Annotated in this window: 21 protein-coding genes and 1 pseudogene; 9 read left to right on the top strand and 13 right to left on the bottom strand. The window is 71.1% G+C overall.

The window, feature by feature from the left end; genetic code table 11:
- Window positions 1–37: 37 nt before the first annotated feature.
- Complete coding sequence (locus tag AOK01_RS11740; RefSeq protein WP_055510905.1) at window positions 38–928, bottom strand: DUF2382 domain-containing protein; 891 nt, start codon at window positions 926–928, stop codon at window positions 38–40.
- A 244-nt stretch (window positions 929–1,172) separates the two neighbouring features.
- Between AOK01_RS11740 and AOK01_RS11735 the strand changes: the two genes are divergently transcribed.
- Entirely contained in the window at window positions 1,173–1,820 is a 648-nt protein-coding gene (locus tag AOK01_RS11735; protein WP_055510904.1) for a CatB-related O-acetyltransferase, read from the top strand.
- A gap of 43 nt (window positions 1,821–1,863) precedes the next feature.
- Here the strand turns inward: AOK01_RS11735 and AOK01_RS11730 are convergent, their stop codons facing one another.
- Both AOK01_RS11730 and AOK01_RS11725 read right to left on the bottom strand, forming a co-directional pair.
- Window positions 1,864–2,604, bottom strand: coding sequence for a sigma-70 family RNA polymerase sigma factor (locus AOK01_RS11730; protein ID WP_245702213.1), 741 nt, complete (start codon window positions 2,602–2,604; stop codon window positions 1,864–1,866).
- Between the two features lie 138 nt (window positions 2,605–2,742).
- Window positions 2,743–3,447 carry a hypothetical protein gene (locus AOK01_RS11725; protein ID WP_079103344.1) on the bottom strand — a complete coding sequence of 235 codons (705 nt, stop codon included), beginning with the start codon at window positions 3,445–3,447 and terminating at the stop codon, window positions 2,743–2,745.
- A gap of 243 nt (window positions 3,448–3,690) precedes the next feature.
- Here AOK01_RS11725 and AOK01_RS11720 point away from each other — a divergent pair, with 243 nt between their 5' ends.
- The 3 genes from AOK01_RS11720 to AOK01_RS11710 all read left to right on the top strand — a co-directional run bounded on the left by AOK01_RS11720 (window position 3,691) and on the right by AOK01_RS11710 (window position 5,900).
- Window positions 3,691–4,131, top strand: coding sequence for an SRPBCC family protein (locus AOK01_RS11720; protein WP_055510910.1), 441 nt, complete (start codon window positions 3,691–3,693; stop codon window positions 4,129–4,131).
- A gap of 175 nt (window positions 4,132–4,306) precedes the next feature.
- Window positions 4,307–5,155, top strand: coding sequence for an HD domain-containing protein (locus tag AOK01_RS11715; protein ID WP_055510902.1), 849 nt, complete (start codon window positions 4,307–4,309; stop codon window positions 5,153–5,155).
- Between the two features lie 85 nt (window positions 5,156–5,240).
- Complete coding sequence (locus AOK01_RS11710) at window positions 5,241–5,900, top strand: ATP-dependent endonuclease (protein WP_055510901.1); 660 nt, start codon at window positions 5,241–5,243, stop codon at window positions 5,898–5,900.
- 82 nt (window positions 5,901–5,982) lie between these two features.
- Here AOK01_RS11710 and AOK01_RS11705 read toward each other — a convergent pair whose 3' ends face one another.
- The 5 genes from AOK01_RS11705 to AOK01_RS11685 form a co-directional block, all read right to left on the bottom strand.
- Window positions 5,983–7,149, bottom strand: coding sequence for an XdhC family protein (locus tag AOK01_RS11705; RefSeq protein WP_055510900.1), 1,167 nt, complete (start codon window positions 7,147–7,149; stop codon window positions 5,983–5,985).
- A 91-nt stretch (window positions 7,150–7,240) separates the two neighbouring features.
- Window positions 7,241–8,701 (bottom strand): NCS2 family permease, encoded by a 1,461-nt coding sequence (locus AOK01_RS11700; RefSeq protein WP_055510899.1) that lies wholly within the window; start codon window positions 8,699–8,701, stop codon window positions 7,241–7,243.
- 228 nt (window positions 8,702–8,929) lie between these two features.
- Window positions 8,930–11,329 (bottom strand): xanthine dehydrogenase family protein molybdopterin-binding subunit, encoded by a 2,400-nt coding sequence (locus tag AOK01_RS11695; protein ID WP_055510909.1) that lies wholly within the window; start codon window positions 11,327–11,329, stop codon window positions 8,930–8,932.
- A gap of 11 nt (window positions 11,330–11,340) precedes the next feature.
- Window positions 11,341–12,015: a (2Fe-2S)-binding protein gene (locus tag AOK01_RS11690; protein WP_055510898.1), complete on the bottom strand. Its 675-nt coding sequence runs from the start codon at window positions 12,013–12,015 to the stop codon at window positions 11,341–11,343.
- Entirely contained in the window at window positions 12,015–12,917 is a 903-nt protein-coding gene (locus tag AOK01_RS11685) for an FAD binding domain-containing protein (RefSeq protein WP_055510897.1), read from the bottom strand. Before AOK01_RS11685 ends, AOK01_RS11690 begins: the two co-directional genes overlap by 1 nt.
- A gap of 404 nt (window positions 12,918–13,321) precedes the next feature.
- Here AOK01_RS11685 and AOK01_RS11680 point away from each other — a divergent pair, with 404 nt between their 5' ends.
- Together AOK01_RS11680 and AOK01_RS11675 are read left to right on the top strand one after the other, a co-directional pair.
- Entirely contained in the window at window positions 13,322–15,088 is a 1,767-nt protein-coding gene (locus tag AOK01_RS11680; RefSeq protein WP_055510896.1) for a PucR family transcriptional regulator, read from the top strand.
- Window positions 15,089–15,212: 124 nt separating this feature from the next.
- A complete protein-coding gene (locus tag AOK01_RS11675) occupies window positions 15,213–15,992 on the top strand; it encodes a hypothetical protein (protein ID WP_055510908.1) in 780 nt (259 codons plus the stop codon).
- Window positions 15,993–16,088: 96 nt separating this feature from the next.
- Here AOK01_RS11675 and AOK01_RS11670 read toward each other — a convergent pair whose 3' ends face one another.
- The gene (locus AOK01_RS11670; RefSeq protein WP_079103346.1) at window positions 16,089–17,009 is read right to left on the bottom strand and encodes a GntR family transcriptional regulator; all 921 of its coding nucleotides are present in this window, start codon (window positions 17,007–17,009) and stop codon (window positions 16,089–16,091) included.
- A 249-nt stretch (window positions 17,010–17,258) separates the two neighbouring features.
- Between AOK01_RS11670 and AOK01_RS11665 the strand changes: the two genes are divergently transcribed.
- Together AOK01_RS11665 and AOK01_RS11660 are read left to right on the top strand one after the other, a co-directional pair.
- Entirely contained in the window at window positions 17,259–18,182 is a 924-nt protein-coding gene (locus tag AOK01_RS11665) for a (2Fe-2S)-binding protein (protein WP_055510895.1), read from the top strand.
- A 351-nt stretch (window positions 18,183–18,533) separates the two neighbouring features.
- Window positions 18,534–19,571 (top strand): DUF2637 domain-containing protein, encoded by a 1,038-nt coding sequence (locus AOK01_RS11660; protein ID WP_055510894.1) that lies wholly within the window; start codon window positions 18,534–18,536, stop codon window positions 19,569–19,571.
- 50 nt (window positions 19,572–19,621) lie between these two features.
- Here AOK01_RS11660 and AOK01_RS11655 read toward each other — a convergent pair whose 3' ends face one another.
- Both AOK01_RS11655 and AOK01_RS11650 read right to left on the bottom strand, forming a co-directional pair.
- The gene (locus AOK01_RS11655; protein WP_079103343.1) at window positions 19,622–20,134 is read right to left on the bottom strand and encodes an ATP-binding protein; all 513 of its coding nucleotides are present in this window, start codon (window positions 20,132–20,134) and stop codon (window positions 19,622–19,624) included.
- Between the two features lie 204 nt (window positions 20,135–20,338).
- Window positions 20,339–20,995: a hypothetical protein gene (locus AOK01_RS11650; protein ID WP_055510893.1), complete on the bottom strand. Its 657-nt coding sequence runs from the start codon at window positions 20,993–20,995 to the stop codon at window positions 20,339–20,341.
- Window positions 20,996–21,282: 287 nt separating this feature from the next.
- Between AOK01_RS11650 and AOK01_RS11645 the strand changes: the two genes are divergently transcribed.
- Window positions 21,283–22,839, top strand: coding sequence for a helix-turn-helix domain-containing protein (locus tag AOK01_RS11645; protein WP_107099797.1), 1,557 nt, complete (start codon window positions 21,283–21,285; stop codon window positions 22,837–22,839).
- A gap of 70 nt (window positions 22,840–22,909) precedes the next feature.
- Here the strand turns inward: AOK01_RS11645 and AOK01_RS11640 are convergent, their stop codons facing one another.
- Both AOK01_RS11640 and AOK01_RS11635 read right to left on the bottom strand, forming a co-directional pair.
- Complete coding sequence (locus AOK01_RS11640) at window positions 22,910–24,652, bottom strand: pyruvate dehydrogenase (RefSeq protein WP_055510892.1); 1,743 nt, start codon at window positions 24,650–24,652, stop codon at window positions 22,910–22,912.
- A 114-nt stretch (window positions 24,653–24,766) separates the two neighbouring features.
- A pseudogene (locus AOK01_RS11635) lies at window positions 24,767–24,970 on the bottom strand (protein phosphatase 2C domain-containing protein); the annotation flags it as partial.

Here is a 24,970-nt window from a genome sequence, read left to right as displayed (position 1 = left end):
CGCGCCCCTGCAGGGGCGCGGCTGCCGCAGGTGCGCACTACCGGCGCGGGCGGCCCCTCTCTTCGTCGTCGTCCACGGCGACGTCATCGATGACGACCTGCTCCTTGCGGACCTGACCGCTGACGGTCTCGTTCTCCATGACCTCCTCGGTGCTCAGCCGCACTCGTTCCATCGGCACCGCCTCGGTCTGTACGACGGCGCGCTCGGCGTGCAGAGTGACCTCGTGTTCGGCCTCGCGGAACTCCGGCCCCGACATGGCCTCGTCGCGGTTCGCCTCCGTGATCGGCTCCCGCACGACACGTGCCTCCTCGTGGCGCAGAGGCACCGTCTGCTGCACCTCTTCCGTCACCACGTACTTGCGCAGCCGCGCCCGCCCCGACTCGTACCGCTCGGTAGCGACCCGCATGTGCTCCTCGGACCGGGTCACCGCGATGTCCTCGGGCATGTCCGTGTCCCGGCCCATGGCACCCGCGGCGCCGGTCGCCCTCCCGGTACCGGCGGCGCCGGTGGTGCCGGCGGCCCCCGCAGCGCCGACGGTGCCGGCGGCTTCGGCGGTGCCCGCGTGGGCCCAGCCGTGGCCCGGCCGGTTGGCCTGCTGCCAGGCGTCGTCCCAGGCGATGCCGTAATGCTCGTACAGCCGGACTTCTTCCGACTCCGACAGGTGGCCGCCGCCGTCGACGTCGACGTTGGGCGCCTCCTTGACCTTGTCCTTGGGGTAGGGCACCTCAAGGTGGTCCTCGACCATGACCGCTTCTCTGATCGGCACGAACGACTCGTTGGTACCGAAGAAGCCAGTCTTGATGCTGACCCATTCCGGGCGACCGGTCGCGTCGTCGTAGAAGACGTGGCTCGCCTCACCGATCTTGCTGCCCTCGGCGTCGTACACGGGGTGTTCCAGTACTGCCGGGATCTGCTCCTGGGTGATCATCCTCCAGCACCCTCCTTCTGAGTCCGGTGTCCACGTTCGGGTCACCGCGACAGAAGGGACGAAACCTGATAAATGGGAGCAGACAGGTAGAAAACGTAACTACTGCGCCAGGTACGCCACAGGAAGGGCGTCTCCTGGCGAGAGTTGCCCGAGCAGCGGCCTCGGTGAAATCCGCTCGACCGGGGCAGGCGAAGGCCGCGATCATGGTGGCCTCACTCGGCAGCTGTAAGGAAGTCGATTCGCGATGCCAGCCATTCCCGCCGACCCGACCGTGCTGCATCCGATGCCCGACCAGCCTCGTGTGGTGCTGCTGAAACCGCTGGTCACCTCGCCGCTGATCGAGGTCGGAGAGTTCTCCTACTACGACGACCCGGACGATCCCACCGCGTTCGAACGCCGCAACGTGCTCTATCACTACGGGCCGGAGAAGCTGGTCATCGGCAAGTTCTGCGCGCTGGGCGAGGGGGTGCGGTTCATCATGAACGGCGCCAATCACCGCATGGACGGCCCCTCCACGTTTCCCTTCCCGATCATGGGGGCCTCGTGGGCCGAGCACTTCGACCTGATCACCGGCCTGCCCGGCCGGGGCGACACCGTCGTCGGCAACGACGTCTGGTTCGGACACCGGACCATGATCATGCCCGGCGTCCGCATCGGCCACGGAGCGATCATCGCTTCCGGTTCCGTGGTCGTCGACGACGTGCCGGACTACGGCATCGTCGGCGGCAACCCGGCCGGACTCATCCGGCGCCGCTACAGCGATACGGACATCGCCCGCCTGCTGGCCGTCGCGTGGTGGGCCTGGCCCACCCAGCACATCACCGAGCACATCCGAACGATCATGTCCGGCAGCGTCGACGACCTCGAAGCCGCGGCTCCCAGCGAGCAGTGACAGCCCTCCAGGTGCCGGCCTGAGCGGCCGGCACCCCCTCCCGTCAGGCGGCCAGGGCAGCCGGCGCGCCGGCCCCGGCCGGTACGCCCGTCCCTGCCAGTACGCCCGCCCCGGCGGCCGTGTCGTTCTCGGCGAGCAGGCCGATGAGGGTGGCACGGGCTCGGGCCACCCTGGAACGGACGGTTCCGATGGGACAGTTGCTGAGCTCGGCCGCCTCCGCGTACGGCAGCCCCATCATCTGGGTGAGGACGAACGCCTCCCGACGTTCGTCGGGCAACGCTGCCAGCAGATCGAGGAGCGCGACCCCGTCGTCGAAGCCGGGCAGGCCGCGCGGCTGAGCCCGTTCGACGGCCAGCCGCCAGTCCGGTACGTCGGACAGGCGCGGGCGGGCGGCGGCGTACCGCAGACTGTCGACCACGGCGCGGCGCGCGATGGCCAGCAGCCACGTACGGGCCGAGCAGCGGCCCTCGAACCGGTGCAGGCTGCCGAGCGCCCGCAGAAACGTGTCCTGGGCCAGGTCGTCGGCGGCCTGGGGATCGGCGGAGAGGTAGGCCACGTAGCGCACGACGTCCCGGTGCAGGGCGCGCACGAAACGGTCGACGGCCTCCGGGTCGCCGGTCCGGGCGGCCAGCGCCCAGGCGGTTATCGACTCGTCGGCGGACGCCGCCGTGTCGCTCGGGCGGCTCGGCCGGCTCCGACGGCTTGGGCGGCTCGGCTGACTCGGGTGGTTCGGGTGGTTCGGTCCGCTCACGTCGTGTGAAACGGGCAGGGCAGGAGTGATCACCAGGTGTCCTTCTCGGGTCATCCGTGATCCGGGCCGAGGGCGCGCACGCATGTCGGTCCGGCGAGGGGATACGGCCGTACGCGGAGGTACGGCCGAGGCCCGAGGCACGCGTGGCGGCGCCCCGGGGATCCGGCTGTCTCAGGTGGCAGCGGATCCCGCGGGCGGACCCCGAGAAGTGATGGCATGGGCGAGAAGGAGCCGCCGCGGCGACCGGTCGGAGGAAACACGGCGAACAGGAAGCCGCGGGCGGTGCGGAGGCGTGGGCAGCGCGAGCAGCAGCCGCAGGGGGGCGGCCAGCCGTCCGGCCACCGCGCGCAGGATGCGGAACGCCGCGCGTTCGCCGTACGCCAGCCACAGACCGCACAGCAGCGCGGCCACCAAGTGGGCGGCGAGCATCCCGAGTGAGGACATCCCGCCCATGTCGTGCGCCGGCTGGCCCATGGAGCCCGAACCCATATGTCCCGCACTCATATGTCCGGAACCCATGGATCCCATGTCCATGGCGTCCATGGCGTCCATGGACATGGGATGCGTGCGTGTGGAGCCCGTGCCCTGACTCGTGCCCTGGCCCGGGGTCACCCGCCCCGTCGCCGACTGCGCGAGCGAGAACGACGAGTGGAGCAGGCCCTGGACGACGACCACCACCGACACGATCAGCGGCAGTCCGCGCTCCCGGCCGGCCAGGCACCAGCCCACGCCGCCCGTGGCCGCGGTCCCGGCGGCCACGGACCACCAGGCCACCGGGGAGCCGGACATCATCACGTGGCCGAGGGCGGCGAGCAGCACACAGACGACCGCGAACACCGCGGCCCGAACTGTGCGAACACCCCACCCAGCAGTCATGACGGGCCTCATCCTCGCATTCGTCGCGCGTGCGTCATGGGGAGGTACGGGTATTGCCCCCGTCCGGCGCTCAACATGGAACACGTGATCCAGAACACACGACAGGGCCGGAACTGCACGCGGGTCCGGACCGACGCCCCGCCCCGCCGCGCCGAATCCGAATCCGAATCCGACATCAGCGGAGGCTGCTGCGGCTGCGGCTGCGGCAGGGCGTCGGCGCTGTCGTGTGCCTACGATCCGGGGGTGGTTCTCATTCATCTGTGCCGGGACACCCCGCTGAGCGCCGATGAGGCGTGGCGGCGGCTCACCGTGTGGGAACGTCACGCGGACGTCGTGCCGTTGACGCGGATCCAGGTCGTCACGGAGCCGCCGCGCGGGGCGGGCACCGTGTTCGTGGCGCGGACCGGGGTGGGGCCGGTGGCGTTCGACGATCGCATGGAGGTCGTCGTCTGGCAGGCCCCTCGGGACGGCGCCCCGGGATTGTGCCGACTCGTCAAGCGCGGCCGAGTCGTCCTGGGATGGGCCGAGATCGAGGTGCGTCCGGCGGCGGGAGACGGTTCCCAGGTGGTGTGGCGGGAGGAGGCGGAAGTACGAGGGCTGCCGCGGGCCTTCGATCCCCTGCTCGGGCGGGCGACCCGGTGGATGTTCGGGCGGGTGGTGGACCGACTGCTGTCCCGTCCTTGAGGAACCGGGGGCAGCAGGCGTCGGTGGTCGCTCACATGGGGTCCCCAGCCATGTCAAAAGGAGAAATGCGGGCCTGGCGAGAATCAGCGGCTCTCCGGCGTTTTCACCCCTGTCGGTCCGGCAGAGCCCATTCGTACGCTCCTGGTGTTGATCACCGCTGAGGAGGCCGACCCATATGTTCAGCAAGGGCTACCAGAGCAACAAGGACAATGAGGGCAACGAGGCGAAAGGGATCACCCGGCGCACGGCACTCGGGCGTGGTGCCGGTATTGCCGCGATAGGCGCCGTCTCCACATTCGCCGCCACCTCGGTCAATCCCTCCCCTGCCGCCGCGGCATCAGGAACGGCACCTCTCGGCAATGCCTCGAATTCGAGTACCGCCACCCTGCCCACGGATGTGGCCGGAATCCGCCTCCCCGACAGCGAGGTGGCTCGGGCGGCGGCGGCGCTGGCACGTGAGGTGTCCTCCGTGACGCTCTTCAACCACGTCATGCGGACGTACCTGTACGGCTCCCTGCTGTTCGACCGGCGCGGCGTTCGCTACGACCGTGAACTCGTCTTCGTGGGCGCGGTGTTGCACGACCTCGGACTGGTCGAGGCGTACCAGACCCCGGACGAGCGCTTCGAGGTCGACGGCGCCGACGCCGCCCAGCGGTTCCTGCGGGAACAGCGCATGCCTGCCGAACGAGTGGCCGTCGTCTGGGACGCCATAGCCCTGCACACGAGCAATGGCATCGCGACCAGGAAAAGGCCGGAGATAGCGATGATCGCTGTCGGCTCCTCAGTCGATTTCGCCGGTGAGGGGGTGGAGCAGATCCCGTCCGATGCTCTCGCCGACATACTTACCGCGTTCCCCAGGGAGCATTTCAAGCAGCACGCTCTCGACGACATGGTGTCGCTGTGCCGCACCAAGCCCATGTCGGTACTCATGCACCCCTTCGCCGAAGTCGGCCGCCGTCACATCCCGGATTTCCCGGTGCCGACCGTTGAGGACCTGCTGTTCGCCGCGCCCTTCGAAGAATGACGGGCCCTGCCGGAGACCTCACCCACCACGTCCGGCAACAAAAGTCTGTGGAACGGGTCCGCCCGCAGTTGCGAGACTGGGCCCCATGAACGACATGGGGCGGTTCCGTCAGGCAGTCGTCGCGTGGGCGGCCGGCGGCGCGGAGGCATCAGGGGCGGGCGCGAGCGCGCGGAAGCTGGCGGCCGGCGTCGGGCTGCGTACGGTCGTGCTCGTCGAGGGAGGCAGCGACCAGGTCGCCGTCGAGGCGCTGGCCGCCCGGCACGGCCGGAACCTCGACGACGAGGGCGTCTCGGTCGTGCCGCTCGGGGGCGCGACCAGCATCGGGAGGTTCGTGGACCTGTGCGGGCCCCAGGGGCTCGACGTGCGTCTTGCGGGTCTGTGCGACGTCGCGGAGGAGAGGTTCTTCCGGCGCGCGCTGGAGCGGGCCGGGATCGGCTCAGGCCTCACGGCCGACGGTCTTGAGTCACTCGGGTTCTATATGTGCGACGCGGACCTGGAGGACGAGCTGATCCGTGCCCTGGGCGCCGACGTCATACAGGAAGTGGTGCGGGAACAGGGCGAGTTGCGCGCGTTCCGCACCTTCCAGAACCAGCCCGCGCAACGCGAGCGGACCGTGGAGCAGCACCTCCACCGCTTCATGGGCACTCACAGCGGCCGCAAGGCCCAGTACGCCCAGGAACTCGTCGCGAGCCTGGACCTCGACCGGACACCACCCCCGCTGGAACGCCTCCTCGCCCACCTCTGACACCCCGCACACCGGTCCCGAGACGACCAGCGAGCCCGGGACGGGGACGGGGACGGGGACGGGGACGGAGACGGCCTGAACGTCAGGCCACCGAGCCAACGGCGCACGTCGGCATCGACGCCAACGACCCCGCCGATCCGTCGTGATGGATCGGCGTGTGCGCCCCGGCGAGCGACACCCCGCTCCCGCCCCGCCGGCTCGCGACGATCTCCGAGGCGATGGACAGGGCGGTCTCCTCGGGCGTACGGGCGCCGAGGTCGAGCCCGATGGGTGACCGCAGCCGGGCCAACTCCCTGTCGGTGACGCCGACTTCACGGAGGCGTTCGTTGCGGTCCAGGTGCGTACGGCGGGAGCCCATCGCGCCGACGTACGCGACCGGCAGCCGCAGCGCGAGCCGCAGGAGCGGGACATCGAACTTGGCGTCGTGGGTCAGGACGCACAGGACCGTCCGGGCGTCGACCTCCGTGCGCTCCAGGTACGTGTGCGGCCACTCCACGACGATCTCGTCCGCCTCAGGGAAGCGCGCGGCCGTCGCGAAGACGGGACGCGCGTCGCAGACCGTCACGCGGTAGCCGAGGAACGCGCCGACGCGGACCAGGGCCGAGGCGAAGTCGATCGCCCCGAAGACGATCATCCGGGGCGGCGGGACCGAGGACTCGACGAGCACGGTGAGCGGTGCTCCACAGCGCGAGCCCCGCTCTCCGATCTCCAGGGTGCCGGTGCGGCCCGCGTCGAGGAAGGCCCGCGCCTCCTCCACCACCGTGCGGTCCAGCTCGGGGTGTGCGCCGAAGCCGCCCTCGTACGAGCCGTCGGGGCGTACGAGCAGGGCGCGGCCCAGCAGTTGCCCCGGCCCCGAGACGACGCGCGCCAGCGCGGCGGCCTCCTTGTGGGCGGCGGCGGACAGCGCCGAGGCGAGCACCGTGCGGCCGGGTGAGGAGTCTCGCACCGGGGTCACCAGGATGTCGATGATCCCGCCGCACGTCAGGCCCACCGCGAAGGCGTCCTCGTCGCTGTACCCGAAGCGCTGGAGGACCGGCTCGCCGTCCTCCAGCGCCTGTCGGCACAGTTCGTAGACCGCGCCCTCCACACAACCGCCGGAGACGGAGCCGATCGCCGTGCCGTCGGTGTCCACGGCCAGGGCGGCGCCGGGGTGTCTTGGCGCGCTTCCGCCGACGGCCACCACGGTGGCCACGGCGAAGTCGCGGCCCTGCGCCACCCACCGGTTCAGCTCTTCGGCGATGTCCAGCATCTCTCGGTCTCCCTCCGTCTGCGGGTGCGTCGTGGCTTGGCGCGCAGTTCCCCGCGCCCCTGAAATCGGGGCGCCTCCTCACCGGGTGCGCCTAGTTGACGCCCAGCCAGCTCTCGATCGGGCTCAGGGCGAAGAAGACGAAAAACACCGCCGTCAGGCCCCACATGAACGCCCCGATCTCCCGCGCCCTGCCCTCGGCGATCTTGATGGCGACGTAGCTGATGACTCCGGCCGCCACACCCGCGGTGATGGAGTACGTGAACGGCATGATCACGACGGTCAGGAAGACCGGGATGGCGGTGGAGCGGTCGGCCCAGTCCACATGGCGGGCGTTGGTCATCATCATGGCGCCGATGACGACCAGGGCCGCCGCCGCGACCTCGCCCGGGACGATCGCCGTGAGCGGGGTGAAGAAGAGGCAGGCCGCGAAGAAGAGGCCTGTGACGACCGAGGACAGACCCGTCCGGGCGCCCTCGCCGACTCCTGTCGCGGACTCCACGAACACCGTCTGCCCGGAGGCTCCCGAGACGCCGCCGATCGCGCCGCCGGCGCCGTCGATGAACAGCGCCTTGGACAGGCCCGGCATCCGGCCCTTGTCGTCGGCGAGACCGGCTTCGGTGCCGACGCCGATGATGGTGGCCATCGCGTCGAAGAACCCGGCGAGGACGAGTGTGAAGACGATCATGCCGACCGCCATCGCGCCGACCTGGCCCCAGCCGCCGAACTCGACGTCACCGAAGAGCGAGAAGTCGGGCATCGACACCGCGCTGCCGTGCAGTTCGGGTGCGCCACTGGCCCACTGATCGGGGGCGATGACGTCGAGGGCGTTGAGGATCACGGCGAGTACGGTGCCGCCGACGATGCCGATCAGGATGGCGCCGGGGGTGCCGCGCGCCTGGAGCATGAAGACGGCGAGCAGGGTGACGGCGAAGAGCAGGACCGGCCAGCCGGAGAGTTCGCCGTTCGGGCCGAGGGTGACCGGGGTCCCCTTGCCCTGGTGGACGAAGCCCGCCTTCACCAGGCCGATGAGGGCGATGAACAGACCGATGCCCATCGTGATCGCGTGCTTCAGGGCCAGCGGGATCGCGTTCATGATCATCTCGCGTAGCCCGGTGATCACCAGGAGCATGATCACCACGCCGTACAGCACACACATGCCCATGGCCTGGGGCCAGGTCAGCTGGGGCGCGACCTGTGAGGAGAGGACTCCGGAGACGGACAGGCCCGCGGCGAGGGCGAGCGGCACCTTGCCGACGAAGCCCATCAGGAGCGTGGCGAAGGCCGCCGCGAACGCGGTCGCGGTGATCAGGGCCTGCCGGCCGAGCGTGTCCCCGGCCACGTCCTTGCCGGACAGGATGAGGGGGTTGAGGAGGAGGATGTACGCCATCGCCATGAAGGTGGTGACACCGCCGCGCACCTCACGCGCGACCGAGCTTCCTCGCAGGGATATGTGAAAGTACCGGTCGAGCCAGGACCGGCCGGCCGCGATACGGGGGCCTTCACCCGCGTCGTCGGCGGCGGTGGTCCCGGGCTCCACTGACTGCTGGGTCATGGTGCCGTCTCCCAAGGTTCATAGGGGCACCCGTGCGAAACCGCCGTGGCGGCACGGGCTTTGGGAAGGTGCACGACCCGGGGGACGGCCCGAGACGAGACGCGGTGCTGTACTTGTGTTACTACCGGGTGTCGTTGGATGCACAGTCACCCGGTGCCGGGGTTGCCGTCGCTGTGCCCACCCGTTCCGCCCTGCGGAACGCCTGCCCACAGCGACGGCGGCGGTTGGCTACGCCGTCCCGGTCAGGTGTTCCGGGCGGACCGGTGTCCTGTTGAACTCCAAGCCCGTCGCGTCGCGGATCGCCGCGAGGACGGCCGGAGTCGACGACAGGGTCGGGGCCTCGCCGACGCCACGGAGCCCGTACGGCGCGTGGTCGTCGGCGAGTTCGAGCACGTCGACGGGGATGGTCGGCGTGTCGAGGATCGTGGGGATGAGGTAGTCGGTGAAGGACGGGTTCCTGACCTTCGCCGTGACGGGGTCGACGATGATCTCCTCCATGACCGCCATGCCCAGGCCCTGGGTCGTGCCGCCCTGGATCTGGCCGATGACGGACAGCGGGTTGAGCGCCTTGCCGACATCCTGGGCGCAGGCCAGCTCGATGACCTTCACCAGGCCCAGCTCGGTGTCCACCTCGACGACCGCCCGGTGTGCGGCGAACGAGTACTGGACGTGCCCGAAGCCCTGCCCGGTACGGAGGTCGAAGGGCTCGGTCGGCCGGTGCCGCCACTCCTCCTCGACCTCGACGGCTTCGGCTTCGAGTACGTCCACCAGGCCGGCCAGTACCTCACCGCCGTCGGTGACGACCTTGCCGCCCTCCAGGAGCAGTTCGGCGGTGGCCCAGGCCGGGTGGTACGTACCGAACTTGCGGCGGCCGATCGCCAGGACCTTCTCGCGGACGAGCTCGCACGCGTTCTTCACGGCGCCGCCGGTGACGTACGTCTGCCGCGACGCCGAGGTCGAACCGGCCGACCCGACCTGTGTGTCGGCCGGCTGGATCGTCACCTGGGCGACGCCCAGCTCGGTGCGGGCGATCTGCGCGTGGACGGTGACACCGCCCTGGCCGACCTCCGCCATCGCGGTGTGGACGGTCGCGACGGGCTCACCGCCGACGACCTCCATGCGCACCTTGGCGGTCGAGTAGTCGTCGAAGCCCTCGGAGAAGCCGACGTTCTTGATGCCTACCGCGTAGCCGACACCGCGGACGACGCTCTCGCCGTGGGTGGTGTTGGAGAGGCCGCCGGGCAGCTGGCGCACGTCCGCCTCCACGCCGGCCGCGAGCCACTGCTGCTCCGGCGGCATCGGCATCGCCTTGACGCGGCGCAGGAGTTCGGCGACCGGGGCGGGCGAGTCGACCGGCTGCCCGGTCGGCATGACCGTGCCCTGCGACATCGCGTTGAGCTGCCGGAACTCGACTCGGTCCAGGCCCACCTTGTCGGCCAGCTTGTCCATCTGCGCCTCGTACGCGAAGCACGCCTGGACCGCGCCGAAGCCGCGCATGGCGCCGCAGGGCGGGTTGTTGGAGTAGAGGGCGATCGCCTCGATGTCGACGTCGTCGAGCACGTACGGGCCGGCCGCCAGGGACGCGGCGTTGCCGACGACCGCCGGGGAGGTCGACGCGTAGGCGCCGCCGTCCAGGACGATGCGGCACTTCATGTGCGTGAGTTTGCCGTCCTTCGTCGCCCCGTGCTCGTAGTGGAGCTTCGCGGGGTGGCGGTGGACGTGGCCGAAGAAGGACTCGAAGCGGTTGTAGACGATCTTGACCGGTTTGCCCGTGCGCAGTGCCAGCAGGCAGGCGTGGATCTGCATCGACAGGTCCTCGCGGCCCCCGAAGGCACCGCCGACGCCGGAGAGCGTCATCCGGACCTTGTCCTCGGGCAGGCCGAGGACCGGGGCGATCTGGCGCAGGTCGGAGTGCAGCCACTGGGTGGCGATGTAGAGGTCGACGCCGCCGTCCTCGGCGGGCACGGCGAGGCCCGACTCGGGGCCCAGGAACGCCTGGTCCTGCATGCCGAAGGTGTACTCGCCCTCGACGACGAAGTCCGCACGCCGGCGGGCCGCCGCCACGTCACCGCGCACGATGGGCTGACGGTGGACGATGTTGGGGTGCGGGACGTGGGCGAAGTGGCGGTCCTCGCGGTTCTCGTGGACGAGGATCGCGTCGGGCGCGGTCGCGGACGCCTCGTCCGTGATGACCGGCAACTCCTCGTACTCCACCTTGATCTTGGCGGCGGCGCGGCGGGCGGTCTCCGGATGGTCGGCGGCGACGATCGCGACGGGTTCGCCGTGGTGGCGTACGCGGCGGTGGGCCAGTACCGGGGTGTCCTGGACCTCCAGGCCGTAGTTCCGCACGTCGGTCGGCAGGTCGTCGTACGTCATGACGGCGTAGACGCCGGGCGTCGCGAGCGCCTCGCCGGTGTCGATGGAGAGGATCTCGGCGTGGGCGACCGTGGAGCGCAGGATGTGGCCCCACAACATGTCCTCGTGCCACATGTCGGACGAGTACGCGAACTCGCCGGTGACCTTGAGTGTGCCGTCCGGGCGGAGCGTGGACTCGCCGATGACGCCCTTGGTCCGGGAACCCTGGGTGACGTCGGTGGGAGTGCCGAGGGGAGCACCGTTGGTGGGCATGGTGGGCATCGTCAGACCGCCTCTCCCTGACGGGCGGCCGCCAGGCGGACCGCGTCCATGATCTTCTCGTAGCCGGTGCAGCGGCAGAGGTTGCCCGAGAGCGCCTCGCGGATGTCCGCGTCGGTCGGGGTCGGGTTGCGCTCCAGCATCTCGTCGGCGGCGACCAGCAGACCGGGCGTGCAGAAGCCGCACTGGACGGCTCCCGCGTCGATGAACGCCTGCTGGATCGGGGCGAGTTCGGCGCCCTCGCCGGTCCGGGAGTCCTGCCCGTCGGCGACCCACTGCCGAGCGTCCTGGAGAGCCGTACCCGATGTATCCGACGTACCCGGCGCGTCCGGCGTGCCCCGCCCGCCCGCCGTACCCGGCGTGTCCGCCGTACTCGGCGTGTCCGGCGTTCCGTGGGCCCCGGCGGCGCAACCGCCGTGCCGCGCACGCTCTTCGGCGAAGTGCGCGAGTCCCTCGACCGTGACGACCTCGCGGCCCTCGACCTGCCCGGCCGCGACCAGACACGAGCACACCGGCACGTTGTCGAGGCGGACCGTGCAGGAACCGCACTCGCCCTGCTCACAGGCGTTCTTCGAACCCGGCAGGCCCAGGCGCTCGCGCAGCACGTACAGCAGGGACTCGCCCTCCCACACGTCGTCGGCTTCCTGCGGGCGGCCGTTGACCGTGAAACTGACACGCATTACGCGACCCTGCCTCTCTGCTGTGCGACGCCGCCGTCAGTGCCGCGGTACGACTCCCAGGTCCAGGTCAGCGTGCGGCGCGCCATGATGCCGACCGCGTGGCGGCGGTATCGCGCCGTGCCCCGGACGTCGTCGATGGGGTTGCAGGCCGCGGCGCACAGCTCGGCGAACTTCTTGGCCACGGACGGGGTGATGATCCTGCCGTTGTCCCAGAAGCCGCCCTCTTCGAGCGTCGCGTTCAGGAACTCCTCGGCGGTTTTTGCCCGTACGGGGGTGGGCGCGGCCGAGCCGATGCCGGTGCGGACCGTGCGGGTGTCGGGGTGCAGGGCCAGGCCGAAGGCGCACACCGCGATCACCATGGCGTTGCGGGTGCCGACCTTCGAGTACTGCTGGGGGCCGGCCGCCTTCTTGATGTGGACGGCCCTGATGAGTTCGTCGGGGGCGAGCGCGTTGCGCTTCACGCCGGTGTAGAACGCGTCGATCGGGATCAGCCGGGAACCGCGTACCGACTCCGCCTCGACCTCGGCGCCCGCCGCGAGGAGGGCGGGGTGGGCGTCGCCGGCCGGGGAGGCGGTGCCGAGGTTGCCGCCGACTCCGCCGCGGTTGCGGATCTGCGGGGAGGCCACGGTGTGCGAGGCCAGGGCCAGGCCGGGCAGCTCGCCGCGCAGGTTGTCCATGATCGCCGCGTACGGGACCGAGGCGCCCAGGCGGACCGACTCCTCGCCGACCTCCCAGTCACCCAGTTCGCCGACGCGGTTCAGGTCGAGCAGGTACTCGGGCCGGCGGTGGTCGAAGTTGATCTCGACCATCACGTCGGTGCCACCCGCAATCGGCACAGCGGTGGGGTGCGCTGCCTTCGCGGCGAGCGCATCCTCCCAGCTGGCGGGGCGAAGGAAGTCCATGACCGGCTCTCTTCTTCGTCTCGTGGATCTCTTCGTCTGGTGGATCTCTTCGTCTGGTGGATCTCTTCGTCTGGTGGATCGTGCGGTCGCGATTCGAGCCAGATCGTGTGCGGCGGGCCCGGCTCGTGCGCTCGTTCACTCGTTCATGAGTTGTTCACGCGGATCGGAGTCAGTACACAGCCCGTTCCTCCACCGGGGTCAGTCACCGAAACCATGAAGGAGTTGGCTGGCCAGGGCGCCCATCTTGTAGATTCGTATGAACGGAGGCGATCAGTAACCTCCTGGTTTTCCCATGGAAACGCCCGGCACAGGCTTCTGGAAATGTCTTACGCGGTCCTTCCTCATCCCCATTCATTCCTCATCCCCATTCATCGTAGATTTCGAGACAGAACGGCGGCGACGAGATGCGGCTGCGCGCACTGCTGGACACGGACGCGCTGGGCCTGCGGCTGCTCGGCGGCCAGGACGAGCTGGACCGCGCCGTGCGTGGCGTGATGACCACGGACCTGCGGGACCCGAGCCGTTACCTCTCGGGCGGTGAACTGGTGCTCACGGGGCTCGCCTGGCGCCGCGGCGCCGCCGACTCCGAGCCCTTCGTACGGCTCCTCGCGGGCGCCGGGGTGGCGGCACTGGCCGCGGGCGAGGCGGAGCTGGGTCCGATCCCGGACGATCTGGTGGTGGCCTGCGCCCGGCACCGGCTGCCGCTGTTCGCCGTCAACGAGTCGGTGGCCTTCGCGACGATCACCGAGCACGTCGTACGGCAGGTGTCGGGCGAGCGTGCCGGGGACCTGGCGGCCGTGGTGGACCGGCACCGCCGGATGATGACCTCGGGCCCCGCGGGCGGCGGCCCGGACGTGGTCCTGGACCTGCTCGGTTCCGACCTGGACCTGCGGGCCTGGGTGCTCTCCCCCGTCGGCCGCCTCGTCGCGGGCCCGCGCCTCGCGGAGGCGGAGCTGCCCGCGGGGGTGCGCGCGGCGCTGGCCGGGGAGCACCTGGCGGCGGTCCGCACGGGCCGGCGCGGGCCGTACCGGGCGACGGTGGGCCCCACCACGTACTCGCTCTTCCCGGTCCGCGGCGGCGGACGCGGTACGGCGGGCGCGCGCGACGTACGCGAGACGGTGCTGTCGGAGTGGCTGCTCGCGGTCGAGGCGGACGCCGGGGACTGGCCGGCGGAGCGGCTCGACCTGCTGGAGGGCGTGACGCAGCTGATCGCGGTGGAGCGGGACCGCCGGGACGCGGCGCGCACCGTGCGGCGCCGGCTCGCGCGGGAGGTTCTGGAGCTGGTGCAGACCGGGGCCGCGCCGGCCGAGATCGCGGCGCGGCTGCGGGTCGCGGCGCCCGTGCTGCTGCCGGGGCTCGGCGCGGCCCCGCACTGGCAGGTCGTGGTCGCCCGCGTCGAGTGGGACGCGTGGGACGACGCGAAGGGCGGGCTCGCGTCGTCCTCGGCCGAGGACGGCGGTGGCAGGCGGACCGACGGCCTTGAGGGCGGTCCGGTGGCGCAGGCGCTGCTGGAGGAGATCCTGGTCGACCCGCTGTCGTCGGGGCCCGAACCGTCCGACCGGATCGCGGTCGCCCACACGGGTGACGAGGCCGTCGCGCTCGTACCCCTGCCGGCTGTTTCCTCAGGGCACGACGGCTCAGGACACGGCGGCTCAGGGCAGGACGGCTCGGGGACCGGGCTGCTCGCCGACGCGATCCTGGCGGCCGTACGCGATCCGCTGTCGGCGGGGCTCGACGGCGACGGGCGGCTCACGCTCGGCGTCAGCGCGGCCGTGCACTCGGCGGAGGGGCTGCGCGGCGCCCTGGAGGAGGCCCGGCACGCGCGCCGGGTGGCCGCCGCCCGGCCGGGGCGGGTGTGCGCGGCGGGCCACCAGGAGCTGGCGTCCCATGTGCTGCTGCTGCCCTTCGTGCCGGACGACGTGCGCCGCGCCTTCACGGCCCGGCTCCTGGACCCGCTCCGGGACTACGACCGCCGGCACCGCGCCGAGCTGATCCCGACCCTGGAGGCGTTCCTCGACTCCGACGGGTCGTGGACCCGCTGTGCGGCGCGGCTGCACTTGCACGTCAACACGTTGCGCTATCGGGTGGGGCGTATCGAGCAGTTGACGGGCCGAGATCTTTCCCGCCTTGAGGACAAGCTGGACTTCTTCCTGGCGTTGCGGATGAGCTGAGGTTTACTGGATCTCTCCCACGACTTTGTGAAATCCTTCACCTACCCCCTTGGCCGGGCGCGCTGATTCGTGCTGAGATGCCGCCACCACTCAACAGCTCAATGGCGTGCTCGGGGAGGGCAACGTGGCGTATCCCGCCATGTCTGGTTCTGGTTACGGAACGACCGCAGGGGACGATCCACTCCAGGTCGCGGTATGGCGGTTGCGCTCGCGCGCCTGCTGGGCCGACGCGGCAGCGCTCCTCGAACCACACACGGCCTCGGCCGCCCTCCAACGGACCTCACTCCTCGTCGAGCGGTGTCTCTACACCGAGCAGGGGTGGGCCGAGGCGGAGGACGCGCTGCGTACGGCGGAGGCGCTGGCCCAGAGCGACGACGAGCGCGGGGCGGCGGCGTGCGAGCGCGGTCAACTCGCGTACGCGTCCACGCTGCTCGCGGTGCGTGACCGCGCCGACGAGGCGCGGGCCGCGCTCGGCCGGGCGGCGGCCCTGATCGCGCCGGGCGCCCGGGGGCGGGCCCTGCTCGACTTCCGGCGCGGCCTGCTCGCCGAGAACCTCGCCCACTCCCCGCAGTCCGCGCGCGCCGCCTACCGCCGCGCCCACGCCGGCGCCACCGCGCAGGACGACCCGCTGCTGCTCTCCTTCACCTGGCGCCACCTCGCCGGACTCGCGCTGCGGGAGGGCGAGTTGGCGGAGGCCAGGCACGGCTTCACCGAATCGCTGCGCATCCGGGAGGAGTTGGGCTATCTCGTCGGTACGGCCCCGGCGCTGGCGTCCCTCGCCGACGCGGAGACCGAACCGGAGGCGTCCCGGCTGCGGGCGGAGGCGGGACGGCTGTTCCGGCTCCTCGGGGGCGTACCCACGTGGCTGGCGGACCAGTTGACACCACCGGCGGCCACGGCCTGACGTTCACTGCACGGTGCGCACCGGCTGATGACGTTCACGGTGCGCACCGGCTGACGTCCCTGGTGCGCACCGGCTGATATCCCTGGTGCGTACGCGCTACGCGCCGGCGAAGTGCTCCCGTACCAGGGACTGCGCGGCCGGGACGTCCTGGGCGGTCAGCGCGTCGAGGATGGCCGTGTGCTGGGCGGCGTCGGCCAAAAGGTCGGCGCGCGTGCGGCGGGCGGGGGCGCCGGCCAGGGGCCACTGGGCACGGCGGTGCAGGTCGTCCGCGAGCTGCACCAGCTGGCGGTTGCCCGAGAGGGCGAGGACCGCGGCGTGGAAGACGCGGTCGGACTCGGCGTAGCGCGCGTGGTCGCCGGTGGCCGCCGCGGTCACGGTCGCGTCGGCGAGCGGGCGCAGTTCCGCCCAGCAGGGGGCGCCCACCGTACGGGTCAGCCGCAGCATCACCGGCATCTCGACGAGGCCCCGGATCTCGGCCAGCTCGGCCAGCTCCCGGGCTCCGCGCCGTATGACACGGAAACCGCGGTTCGGTACGACCTCGACGGCGCCCTCGTTCGCGAGCTGCTGCATGGCCTCGCGCACGGGGGTCGCCGAGACGCCGAAGCGGTCGCCGAGGGCGGGGGCGGAGTAGACCTCACCCGGGGCGAGGTCGCCGGAGACGAGGGCGGACCGGAGGGCGTCGAGGATCTGGCCGCGGACGGAGGCCCGCTGGATCACGGGCCGGGGAACCGCGGAGGCGAAGGCCGAGCCGGCGCCGGCGCCGGAGGCAATGGCACTCCGGGGCCCCGGGACCTGCGTGCCCGTGTCCCGTACGCCCTCTCGCGTCAGTCGCGGCCGGGGGATCGGCGTCTCGCTGTGGGTGTGCTCGCCGCGGGCCGCGTGTTCGACGGGGACGCCCGGAGCCGCCCGGGCCGCAGGTGCGACAGGGGTTACGGCGGTGTCGTCCCGCGGCGCCCGGGGAGGAACGACCCGCCCAGCGGTCGCGTCGCGACGGGCCTCCGCGGAGCCGGCCCTCATGGAACGAGCCTCTGCGGGACGAGCCTCCGACGGGTCTCCGGCAGGGCCGTACGCCTCGCGTGAACCGGCCTTCTCCACGGGAGCCTCCTCCGGGTTGGCTGTGGTCGTGGGCATGGGGTGGGCACGTGATGGTGTGTGCCCGGGTCATTCGGGCGGGGTCCATCGTGACCCGACAGAACAGGGTAAACCTCGACCCTATCGGGTAAGGTAAGCCTTACCTGCTCATGATCGAGAAACAGGGGTCCCTGCATGTCCGCTCCCGCCCCGGCCGAGACCGCCGCGCCCGGCACCTTCGCGCACCCGGCCCACTCGGCCCTCACCGAGGCGTACACGCGGATGACCGAGGTGTTCCCCATGCTGGGCGTGACGGAGCTCGCCCCGGGCGAACCGGCCCCGACGGGCGACGGGCGGATCGCCGTCGCCAGGCTCGCGGAGGCCGGGGCCGACCTCGACGCCTTCCTCCGCTGGGACGACGAGCAGGTGCTGGCCGACCACGGACGGCGGGCCCGCCCGGACGTCATCGCCAGTTTCGGCCTGCACCGGTACGCCTGGCCGGCCTGCCTGTTGATCACGGTTCCGTGGTTCGTACTGCGCCGCGTGCCCCGTTTCCCCGTGGAGGACGTCACCTTCCAGCGCATGCCCGGCCGCATAGCCGTGCGCGTGGGCGAGTTCGCCTGCCTGCCCGACGACCCGGCGGCGGCGCTGCCCGGCGCCCGGGTCGTCCCGGACGAGGAGGCCCTGCGCGCGGAGGTACGGGCCTCGGTGGCCGAGCACCTGGAACCGGTCCTCCATGGTTTCGGCCCGCGCATGCGGCGCCGGGGCCGTGCCCTGTGGGCCATGGCGACCGACGAGGTCGTCGAGAGCCTCTCGTACGTCGCCGGCCTCATGGGCGAGCAGCGGCGCGCGACCGAGGAACTGGAGCGGCTGTTCCCGCGGACCATGCGGCCTTACGTCGGCACGGCCGGCTTCCGCGAGGTGACCGGTTCGAACGGCGAGTGCCTGCCCACCCGGGACCGGGCCAGCTGCTGCTTCTACTACACCCTCGACGTCGAGGACACCTGCGCCAACTGCCCCCGCAACTCCGAGGCCGTGCGCATCGCGAAGCTCACGGCCCAGGCGGCCCAGGCGGCCCAAGCAGCCGAGACCACCGAGGCGGCCGAGGCGACGGGCTGAGCGGTCCAGGACCTGCCCGGCAGACCGACCCCCGCGTTCGCACGCCGTCCACATCCCGTAAGATCAACTCGGTATGGACCCCGGCGGGTTGGCCGCGGAAGCGGTCGCTTAGGTTACAGCTGATTCACGAAATCCTCACTTGACGCAAGAACTTACCGTGGAACCACCCGTACGGGTAATCTAACTCGAACTCAACTCCCGCACCTCAAGCGGCAGTTCGAGGAGAATGCCGCCCACGCGCATCCCCTTGCACTCTCTTGGCGGCCTCTTGCCCCGAAACCCCCTGAGGACCCGCGGGATTGGGCCACTATGACGGGCGTTACGCCCTATCCCAATGCAAGGGACCCCTAGATGAGACTGACCGACATATCGCTGAACTGGCTGCTACCCGGCGCCGTGCTGCTCCTGGGCCTGCTGGCGGCGGTTGCGGTGCTCGCGCGTGGTAAGCGCGCCGGGGAGAAGACCCGCGCCGAAGATTCGTGGGAGCGCACGGAGGAGCGCCGCAGGCGCAAGGAGGCCCTCTACGCCACCGCCTCCTACGTGCTGCTGTTCTGCTGCGCCGCGGTCGCCGCCGCACTCTCCTTCCACGGCCTGGTCGGCTTCGGCGAGCAGAACCTGAACCTCACCGGCGGCTGGCAGTACCTGGTGCCGTTCGGCCTGGACGGCGCGGCCATGTTCTGCTCCGTACTCGCGGTGCGCGAGGCCAGCCACGGTGACGCGGCGCTCGGCTCCCGGATACTCGTGTGGACGTTCGCCGCCGCCGCTGCCTGGTTCAACTGGGTACATGCCCCCCGGGGCCTCGACCACGCGGGCGCCCCGCACTTCTTCGCCGGCATGTCCCTGTCGGCCGCCGTTCTCTTCGACCGCGCGCTGAAGCAGACCCGCCGTGCCGCACTGCGCGAGCAGGGCCTGGTGCCCCGCCCGCTGCCGCAGATCCGGATCGTACGGTGGCTGCGTGCCCCGCGTGAGACGTACGGCGCCTGGTCGCTGATGCTCCTTGAGAACGTACGCAGCCTGGACGAGGCGGTGGAGGAAGTACGCGAGGACAAGCGGGACAAGGAGCAGAACCGGCTGCGCCGGCGTGACCAGGAGAAGCTGGACCGCGCCCGCATCAAGGCGATCACCCGCGGCCACCGCGGAATGATCGGCCGCGGCGGCCGTCAGGCGGAACTGGAGCCGGCCCAGGCGGCCCCCCAGGTCACCGCGGAGCCTGCCATATCGACGCCGGAGCTGCCCGCACGCGCCGCCCGACCCTCGTTGCAGCCCGTCCGCCGTGGCGGCAGTGAGTCGGGAACGGTCGATCTCACCGCGGAGGACGACACCATGGCCCTCCCCCGGCTCGACTCCCTTGAGCGCAAGCTGAAGGATCTGGAGCAGCAGTTCGGCTGAGCAGGACCCGGGCCGCTCGACGGCTCAACTCTGGATGGGGGCGCGGCAGTTCATGCCGCGCCCCCATCCAGTTCGAACCACACCGCCTTCCCCACCCCGTGCGTACGGACGCCCCACGCGTCGGCGAGCGACCGCACCAGGACCAGGCCTCTGCCGTGCGTACCGTCGCCCGCGTTCGGTAACCGGAGCGTCGGCCTGCGTGGGTCGAAGTCCCGCACCTCCACCCGGAGTCCGCGCGGGCCGAGCGTCGCCGTCAGCTGCGCGTCCTGGTCGGTGTGGACGAGTGCGTTGGTGACCAGCTCGCTGGTCAGCAGTTCCGCCGTATCGGACCTGCCGGGCCTCCCCCAGTGGGCGAGCAGTTCGCGCAGCGCCCGGCGGGCCTCGGGCACGGCCCCGAGGTCGCGGCGCCCGAGCCTGCGCCCGAGGTGCGAAGGACCCTGTGGGCCGGGCGCGCCCTCCGCCGTGTCCTCGGTGTTCGTGGCCGTGGTCGTGGCCGTGTGCACCGTCTCCGTCGAGAAGGCCCCGGACCAGACGGGACCGCCCCCTCCTACGTACCTCTTCATGACCCCCGCCGCCGTTCTCGTTACCCCTCCGGCTCGAACGTGTTCACGGAATGCATGCCCCACTCGGAAAGGCGGCAGTCATGTCGAATCTTGAACCAGTCGGTGTACGGGGGCCGTTGGCCCAACCAACCCACCGGCTGTCGTACCGATGGGGCCGCCCTCTCGACCCCCGTCGCGGGAGGGCGGCCCCGGCTCTTGGGGCGGTCAGTAGAGCTTGTCGACCGCCGTGGTCGTCGTCTTCTTGAAGGCCTGCACCGGCGCGTCGGAGAAGTCGCCCATCTGACCCCACTTCACGACGGTGACGGCCCTGCCGTCGCGGCCGACCGAGTAGAGGTTGATGTCGGTGGCCCCCCAGGAGGTGTCGGTGTGCACCCCGTAGGCGTGGGCGCCCTCCTCGACCGGCAGCGTGCCGTAGTCCTTCAGCGTGGCCTCGATCTCGGGATCGGTCTCCTCGATCCTGGCCGCGCAGGCCCTGATCTCGGTGTTCAGCCGCTTGGCGAGGGCATCCGCCTTGGCGTAGCTGCCGACGACGACGGTGAGCTGCTGCGCGTTGGTCTCCAGGTCGGTCCGGAAGTCGCGGTACGAGGAGTGGTAGCCCGGCAGCGCGTCCTCCAGGCAGAACACCAGCTCGTCGGGGACACCGGGCGTGACCCTGCCCGCCGTCCAGGCGGACGTGGGGTGCGGCGGCAGCTGCGAGGCCGACAGGAACCTGGGCGTGCTGCTCGACGTCGCCGAGACGGGCACGGACACGGGCACCGAGGGGTTCGCCATGGCACCGGCCGGGCCGGCGAGTACCGTACCGAGAGCGAGAGTCGCGGCGGTGAGCGTGGCGAACGCCACGGCTCTGGTGCGCTTGGTCATTGAGTGCCCCCCTGTAGCTGAGTGCATGCACAATCCACGTGCGTGGCGAACCAGTGCGTGGCGAACCACGTGCCTGGCGGACCATCTGCATGGGTGGTGAGTGCGTGGGTGGTGAGTGCCGCCGCGAAGCCTGTCGTGGGCTGTCACCGGCTGGTCGGTCCGGCGGCGGTCGGTGCGACACCAGAAGCATCAGCCGTCACTCGGGGCCTGCGCAACAGACGACGCCGATTTCGCGACGGTGGAACCATCCCATCCCTCCTGACGTGCAGATATATGGAGTGCCTGGGATGCTCTTCCGGGACGGAGCACGCCCCTCGGCCAGGGGCGACGACCAGTACGGGGGAACGATGTCGACTCGGGACGACGACGTCGAGGAGTTCGCGGCGCTGCTGAGACACCTGAAGGCGCGGACGGACCGCAGTTACGGCGCCCTGGCACGCCGCGTGAACATGAACACCTCGACGCTGCACCGCTACTGCGCCGGTGACGCGGTGCCGCTCGACTTCGCGCCCGTGGAGCGGTTCGCCACCCTGTGCGGGGCGACGCCGGCCGAGCGACTCGAACTGCACCGCCTGTGGATCCTGGCGGTCGCGGCCCGACAGCGACCGCGTACGCCCGACACGCCGGAGAGCCCGCCGCCGGACGAGAGCCCTGTGTCTGCCGAGAGCGCCGTGCCGGACGAGAGCTTCGCGCCGGACACGACGGGGGACGACGACCCGCCACGCGCACCGGACGCCCCCGAGCCGGCCCACACCAGCGAGGCCGTCGCGAGCGAGGCCCCCGCGAACGTGCCCGGCGCGAGGACACCGGGCTCGCCCGTCCCTGACCCCGCCGACGAACTCGTATCCGACGCAGGTCCCGGCTCCGGATCCGGCTTCGCCTCCGGGGGCGAAGCCGGCCCGCGTCCCCGGAGCGCCTGGTACCGGCGGCGGATCACCGTCACCGTGGCGGCGGTGTCCGCGCTGCTCGTCACGCTGGGCAGTCTGTCGGCCCTCTCCGACGGACGGTCCTCCGACGACGCCTCCGAGATCGTCGGGCCGTCCCCGACGCCGACCGTGCAGGCCACCTCCAGCGAGCGTCACCGCCCGTCGGCGAGCCCCTCTCCCGACAAGACCGGTTCATCGCCCTCGGCCGGTGCCACCGGCAAGAAGTCCAAGTCCGCCGGCAAGAGCGGAGCGCCCTCGCAGAACACGAAGGCGAACGGCAGCAAGTCCGCCGCCGTGCCGCTCACCTGGACCGCGAACTCGCAGGCCTGGAAGCTCGGTTGCGGCCACGACTACGTCATCCGTAAGGACCCCGACCAGGTTCCCCCGCCTCCGATCCCGCAGGACGCCGGGACCTGGGCGGCGACCCAGGGTGCCGTGCACGGGCACGAGACCAACGTGGAGATCTCTGTGCAGGGCCGGACCTCCACCGCCGTCGTACTGACGGCCCTGCGGGTCCGGGTGGTCGGCCGTACGGCCCCCGTACCCGGCACCGTCTACGCCATGGACCAGGGCTGCGGCGGCTCGATCACCCCCCGTTCCTTCGACGTCGACCTGGACAAGGACCGCCCCATCGCCCGCTCGGTCCCCGGCAACGACACCGGCACGCCGATCCCCGCGGTACGCATGCCGTATCGCGTGTCGGCCAAGGACCCGGAGGTGCTGCTGGTCAACGCGACGACGGAGACCTGCGGCTGCTCCTGGTACCTGGAACTCGACTGGTCGTCCGAGGGACGCACCGGCACGGCCCGCATCGACGACCACGGCAGCCCGTTCCGTACGAGCGGGATCAAGGGTCTGCCGCGTTACTGGTACGGCTCGGACGGTGCGGAGCGCGGATGGGTCCCCGTACCCGAATGACACGCCCGAAGGACATGCCCGAACGACACCCGGCGCGCTGCTGCCGGCGGTGCGTTACGGCCGGGGCACGTTACGGCCGGGGCACGTTACGGAGGTTGGAGCGGGCCATCTGGACCATGCGGCCCACTCCGCCGTCGAGGACGATCTTGGACGCCGACAGGGCGAAGCCCGTGACCATCTCCTTGCTGATCTTCGGCGGGATGGACAGGGCGTTCGGGTCGGTGACGATGTCGACGAGGGCCGGACCCTTGTGCCGGAAGGCGTCCTTCAGGGCGCCCGCGAGCTGCTTGGGCTTCTCGACGCGTACGCCGTAGGCACCGCAGGCCCGCGCGACGGCGGCGAAGTCGGGGTTCTTGTTGTCCGTCCCGTAGGCGGGGAGCCCGCCGACCATCATCTCCAGTTCGACCATGCCCAGGGACGAGTTGTTGAAGAGGACGACCTTCACCGGCAGGTCGTACTGGACGAGGGTGAGGAAGTCGCCCATCAGCATGGAGAATCCGCCGTCGCCCGACATCGAGACGACCTGTCGGCCGCGGTCGGTGAACTGGGCGCCGATGGCCTGCGGCAGGGCGTTCGCCATGGAGCCGTGCGAGAAGGAGCCGATGATGCGGCGGCGTCCGTTGGGTGAGATGTAGCGGGCCGCCCACACGTTGCACATACCGGTGTCGACCGTGAACACGGCGTCGTCCTCGGCGAGTTCGTCGAGGACGGCGGCGACGTACTCCGGGTGGACCGGAATGTGCTTGTCGACCTTGCGCGTGTAGGCCTTGACGACCCCTTCGAGAGCGTCGGCGTGTTTCTTGAGCATCTTGTCGAGGAAGCGGCGGTTGCTCTTGGGGCTCACCTTGGGGGTGAGACAGCGCAGCGTCTCCTTCACGTCACCCCACACCGCGAGGTCCAACTTGGAGCGGCGGCCCAGGCGTTCGGGTCGCACGTCGACCTGGGCGATCAGGACGTCGTCCGGCAGGAAGGCGTTGTACGGGAAGTCGGTGCCGAGCAGGATCAGCAGGTCGCACTCGTGGGTGGCCTCGTAGGCGGCGCCGTATCCGAGGAGCCCGCTCATGCCGACGTCGTACGGGTTGTCGTACTGGATCCACTCCTTCCCGCGCAGCGCGTGCCCGACCGGGGACTTGATCTTCTCGGCGAACTCCATGACCTCGGCGTGCGCGCCCGCGGTGCCGCTGCCGCAGAAGAGGGTGACCTTGTCGGCCTCGTCGATCATCGCGGCGAGCTTGTCGATCTCGGTGTCGCCGGGGCGCACGCTGGGGCGGGAGGTGACCAGGGCGGTCTCGGCGGCCTTGTCCGGAGCGGGCTCGTCGGCGATGTCGCCCGGCAGTGTCACCACGCTCACTCCGCCCTGTCCGACCGCGTGCTGGATGGCGGTCTGCAGCAGCCGGGGCATCTGCTTCGGGCTTGAGATCATCTCGCTGTAGTGGCTGCACTCACGGAACAGCTGGTCCGGATGGGTCTCCTGGAAGAACCCGAGGCCGATCTCGCTGGACGGGATGTGCGAGGCGAGGGCGAGCACCGGGGCCATGGAGCGGTGGGCGTCATAGAGGCCGTTGATGAGGTGGAGGTTCCCCGGGCCGCAGGAGCCCGCGCAGGCGGCGAGCCCGCCGGTGATCTGGGCCTCGGCACCCGCCGCGAAGGCCGCCGTCTCCTCGTGCCGGACATGGATCCAGTCGATGGCGGAGTTGCGCCGGATGGCGTCGACGACGGGGTTGAGGCTGTCGCCCACGACTCCGTACAGGCGTTTGACGCCCGCACGGACGAGGATGTCGACGAACTGCTCGGCGACGTTCTGCTTGGCCATGAGTCACGCGCCCCTTGCTGTCGTTCGCTGTCGTTCGCTGTCGTGCACTCTCGTTCGCTGTCGTGCACTGCCACGGGATGCCTTTCACGTCCCATGAATTCACAGCGGGCGCGGTTACGCCTCCCAAACAGCGGCGGCGGTCCGGTCGTCGGCGTACCCCTTGACCCGGACCGTGCTGTCCGTGAGGAACGCGGCGAGGCCCGGCGGTTCGCCCCCTGCCCAGCGGGAGGTGAGGTGTTCGGCCAGGCGCGGCTCGCCGCGCAGGGGCTCGGCGAGCCCGCCGGTGCACAGCAGGAGCGTGTCGCCCGGCCGGGCGAC

Origin of the sequence: Streptomyces aurantiacus (genome assembly GCF_001418335.1) — a bacterium.
Classification (GTDB): Bacteria; Actinomycetota; Actinomycetes; order Streptomycetales; family Streptomycetaceae; genus Streptomyces; species Streptomyces aurantiacus.
The sequence above is the reverse complement of the archived record's forward strand: the minus strand, read 5'-3'. Positions and strand labels throughout refer to the sequence as shown.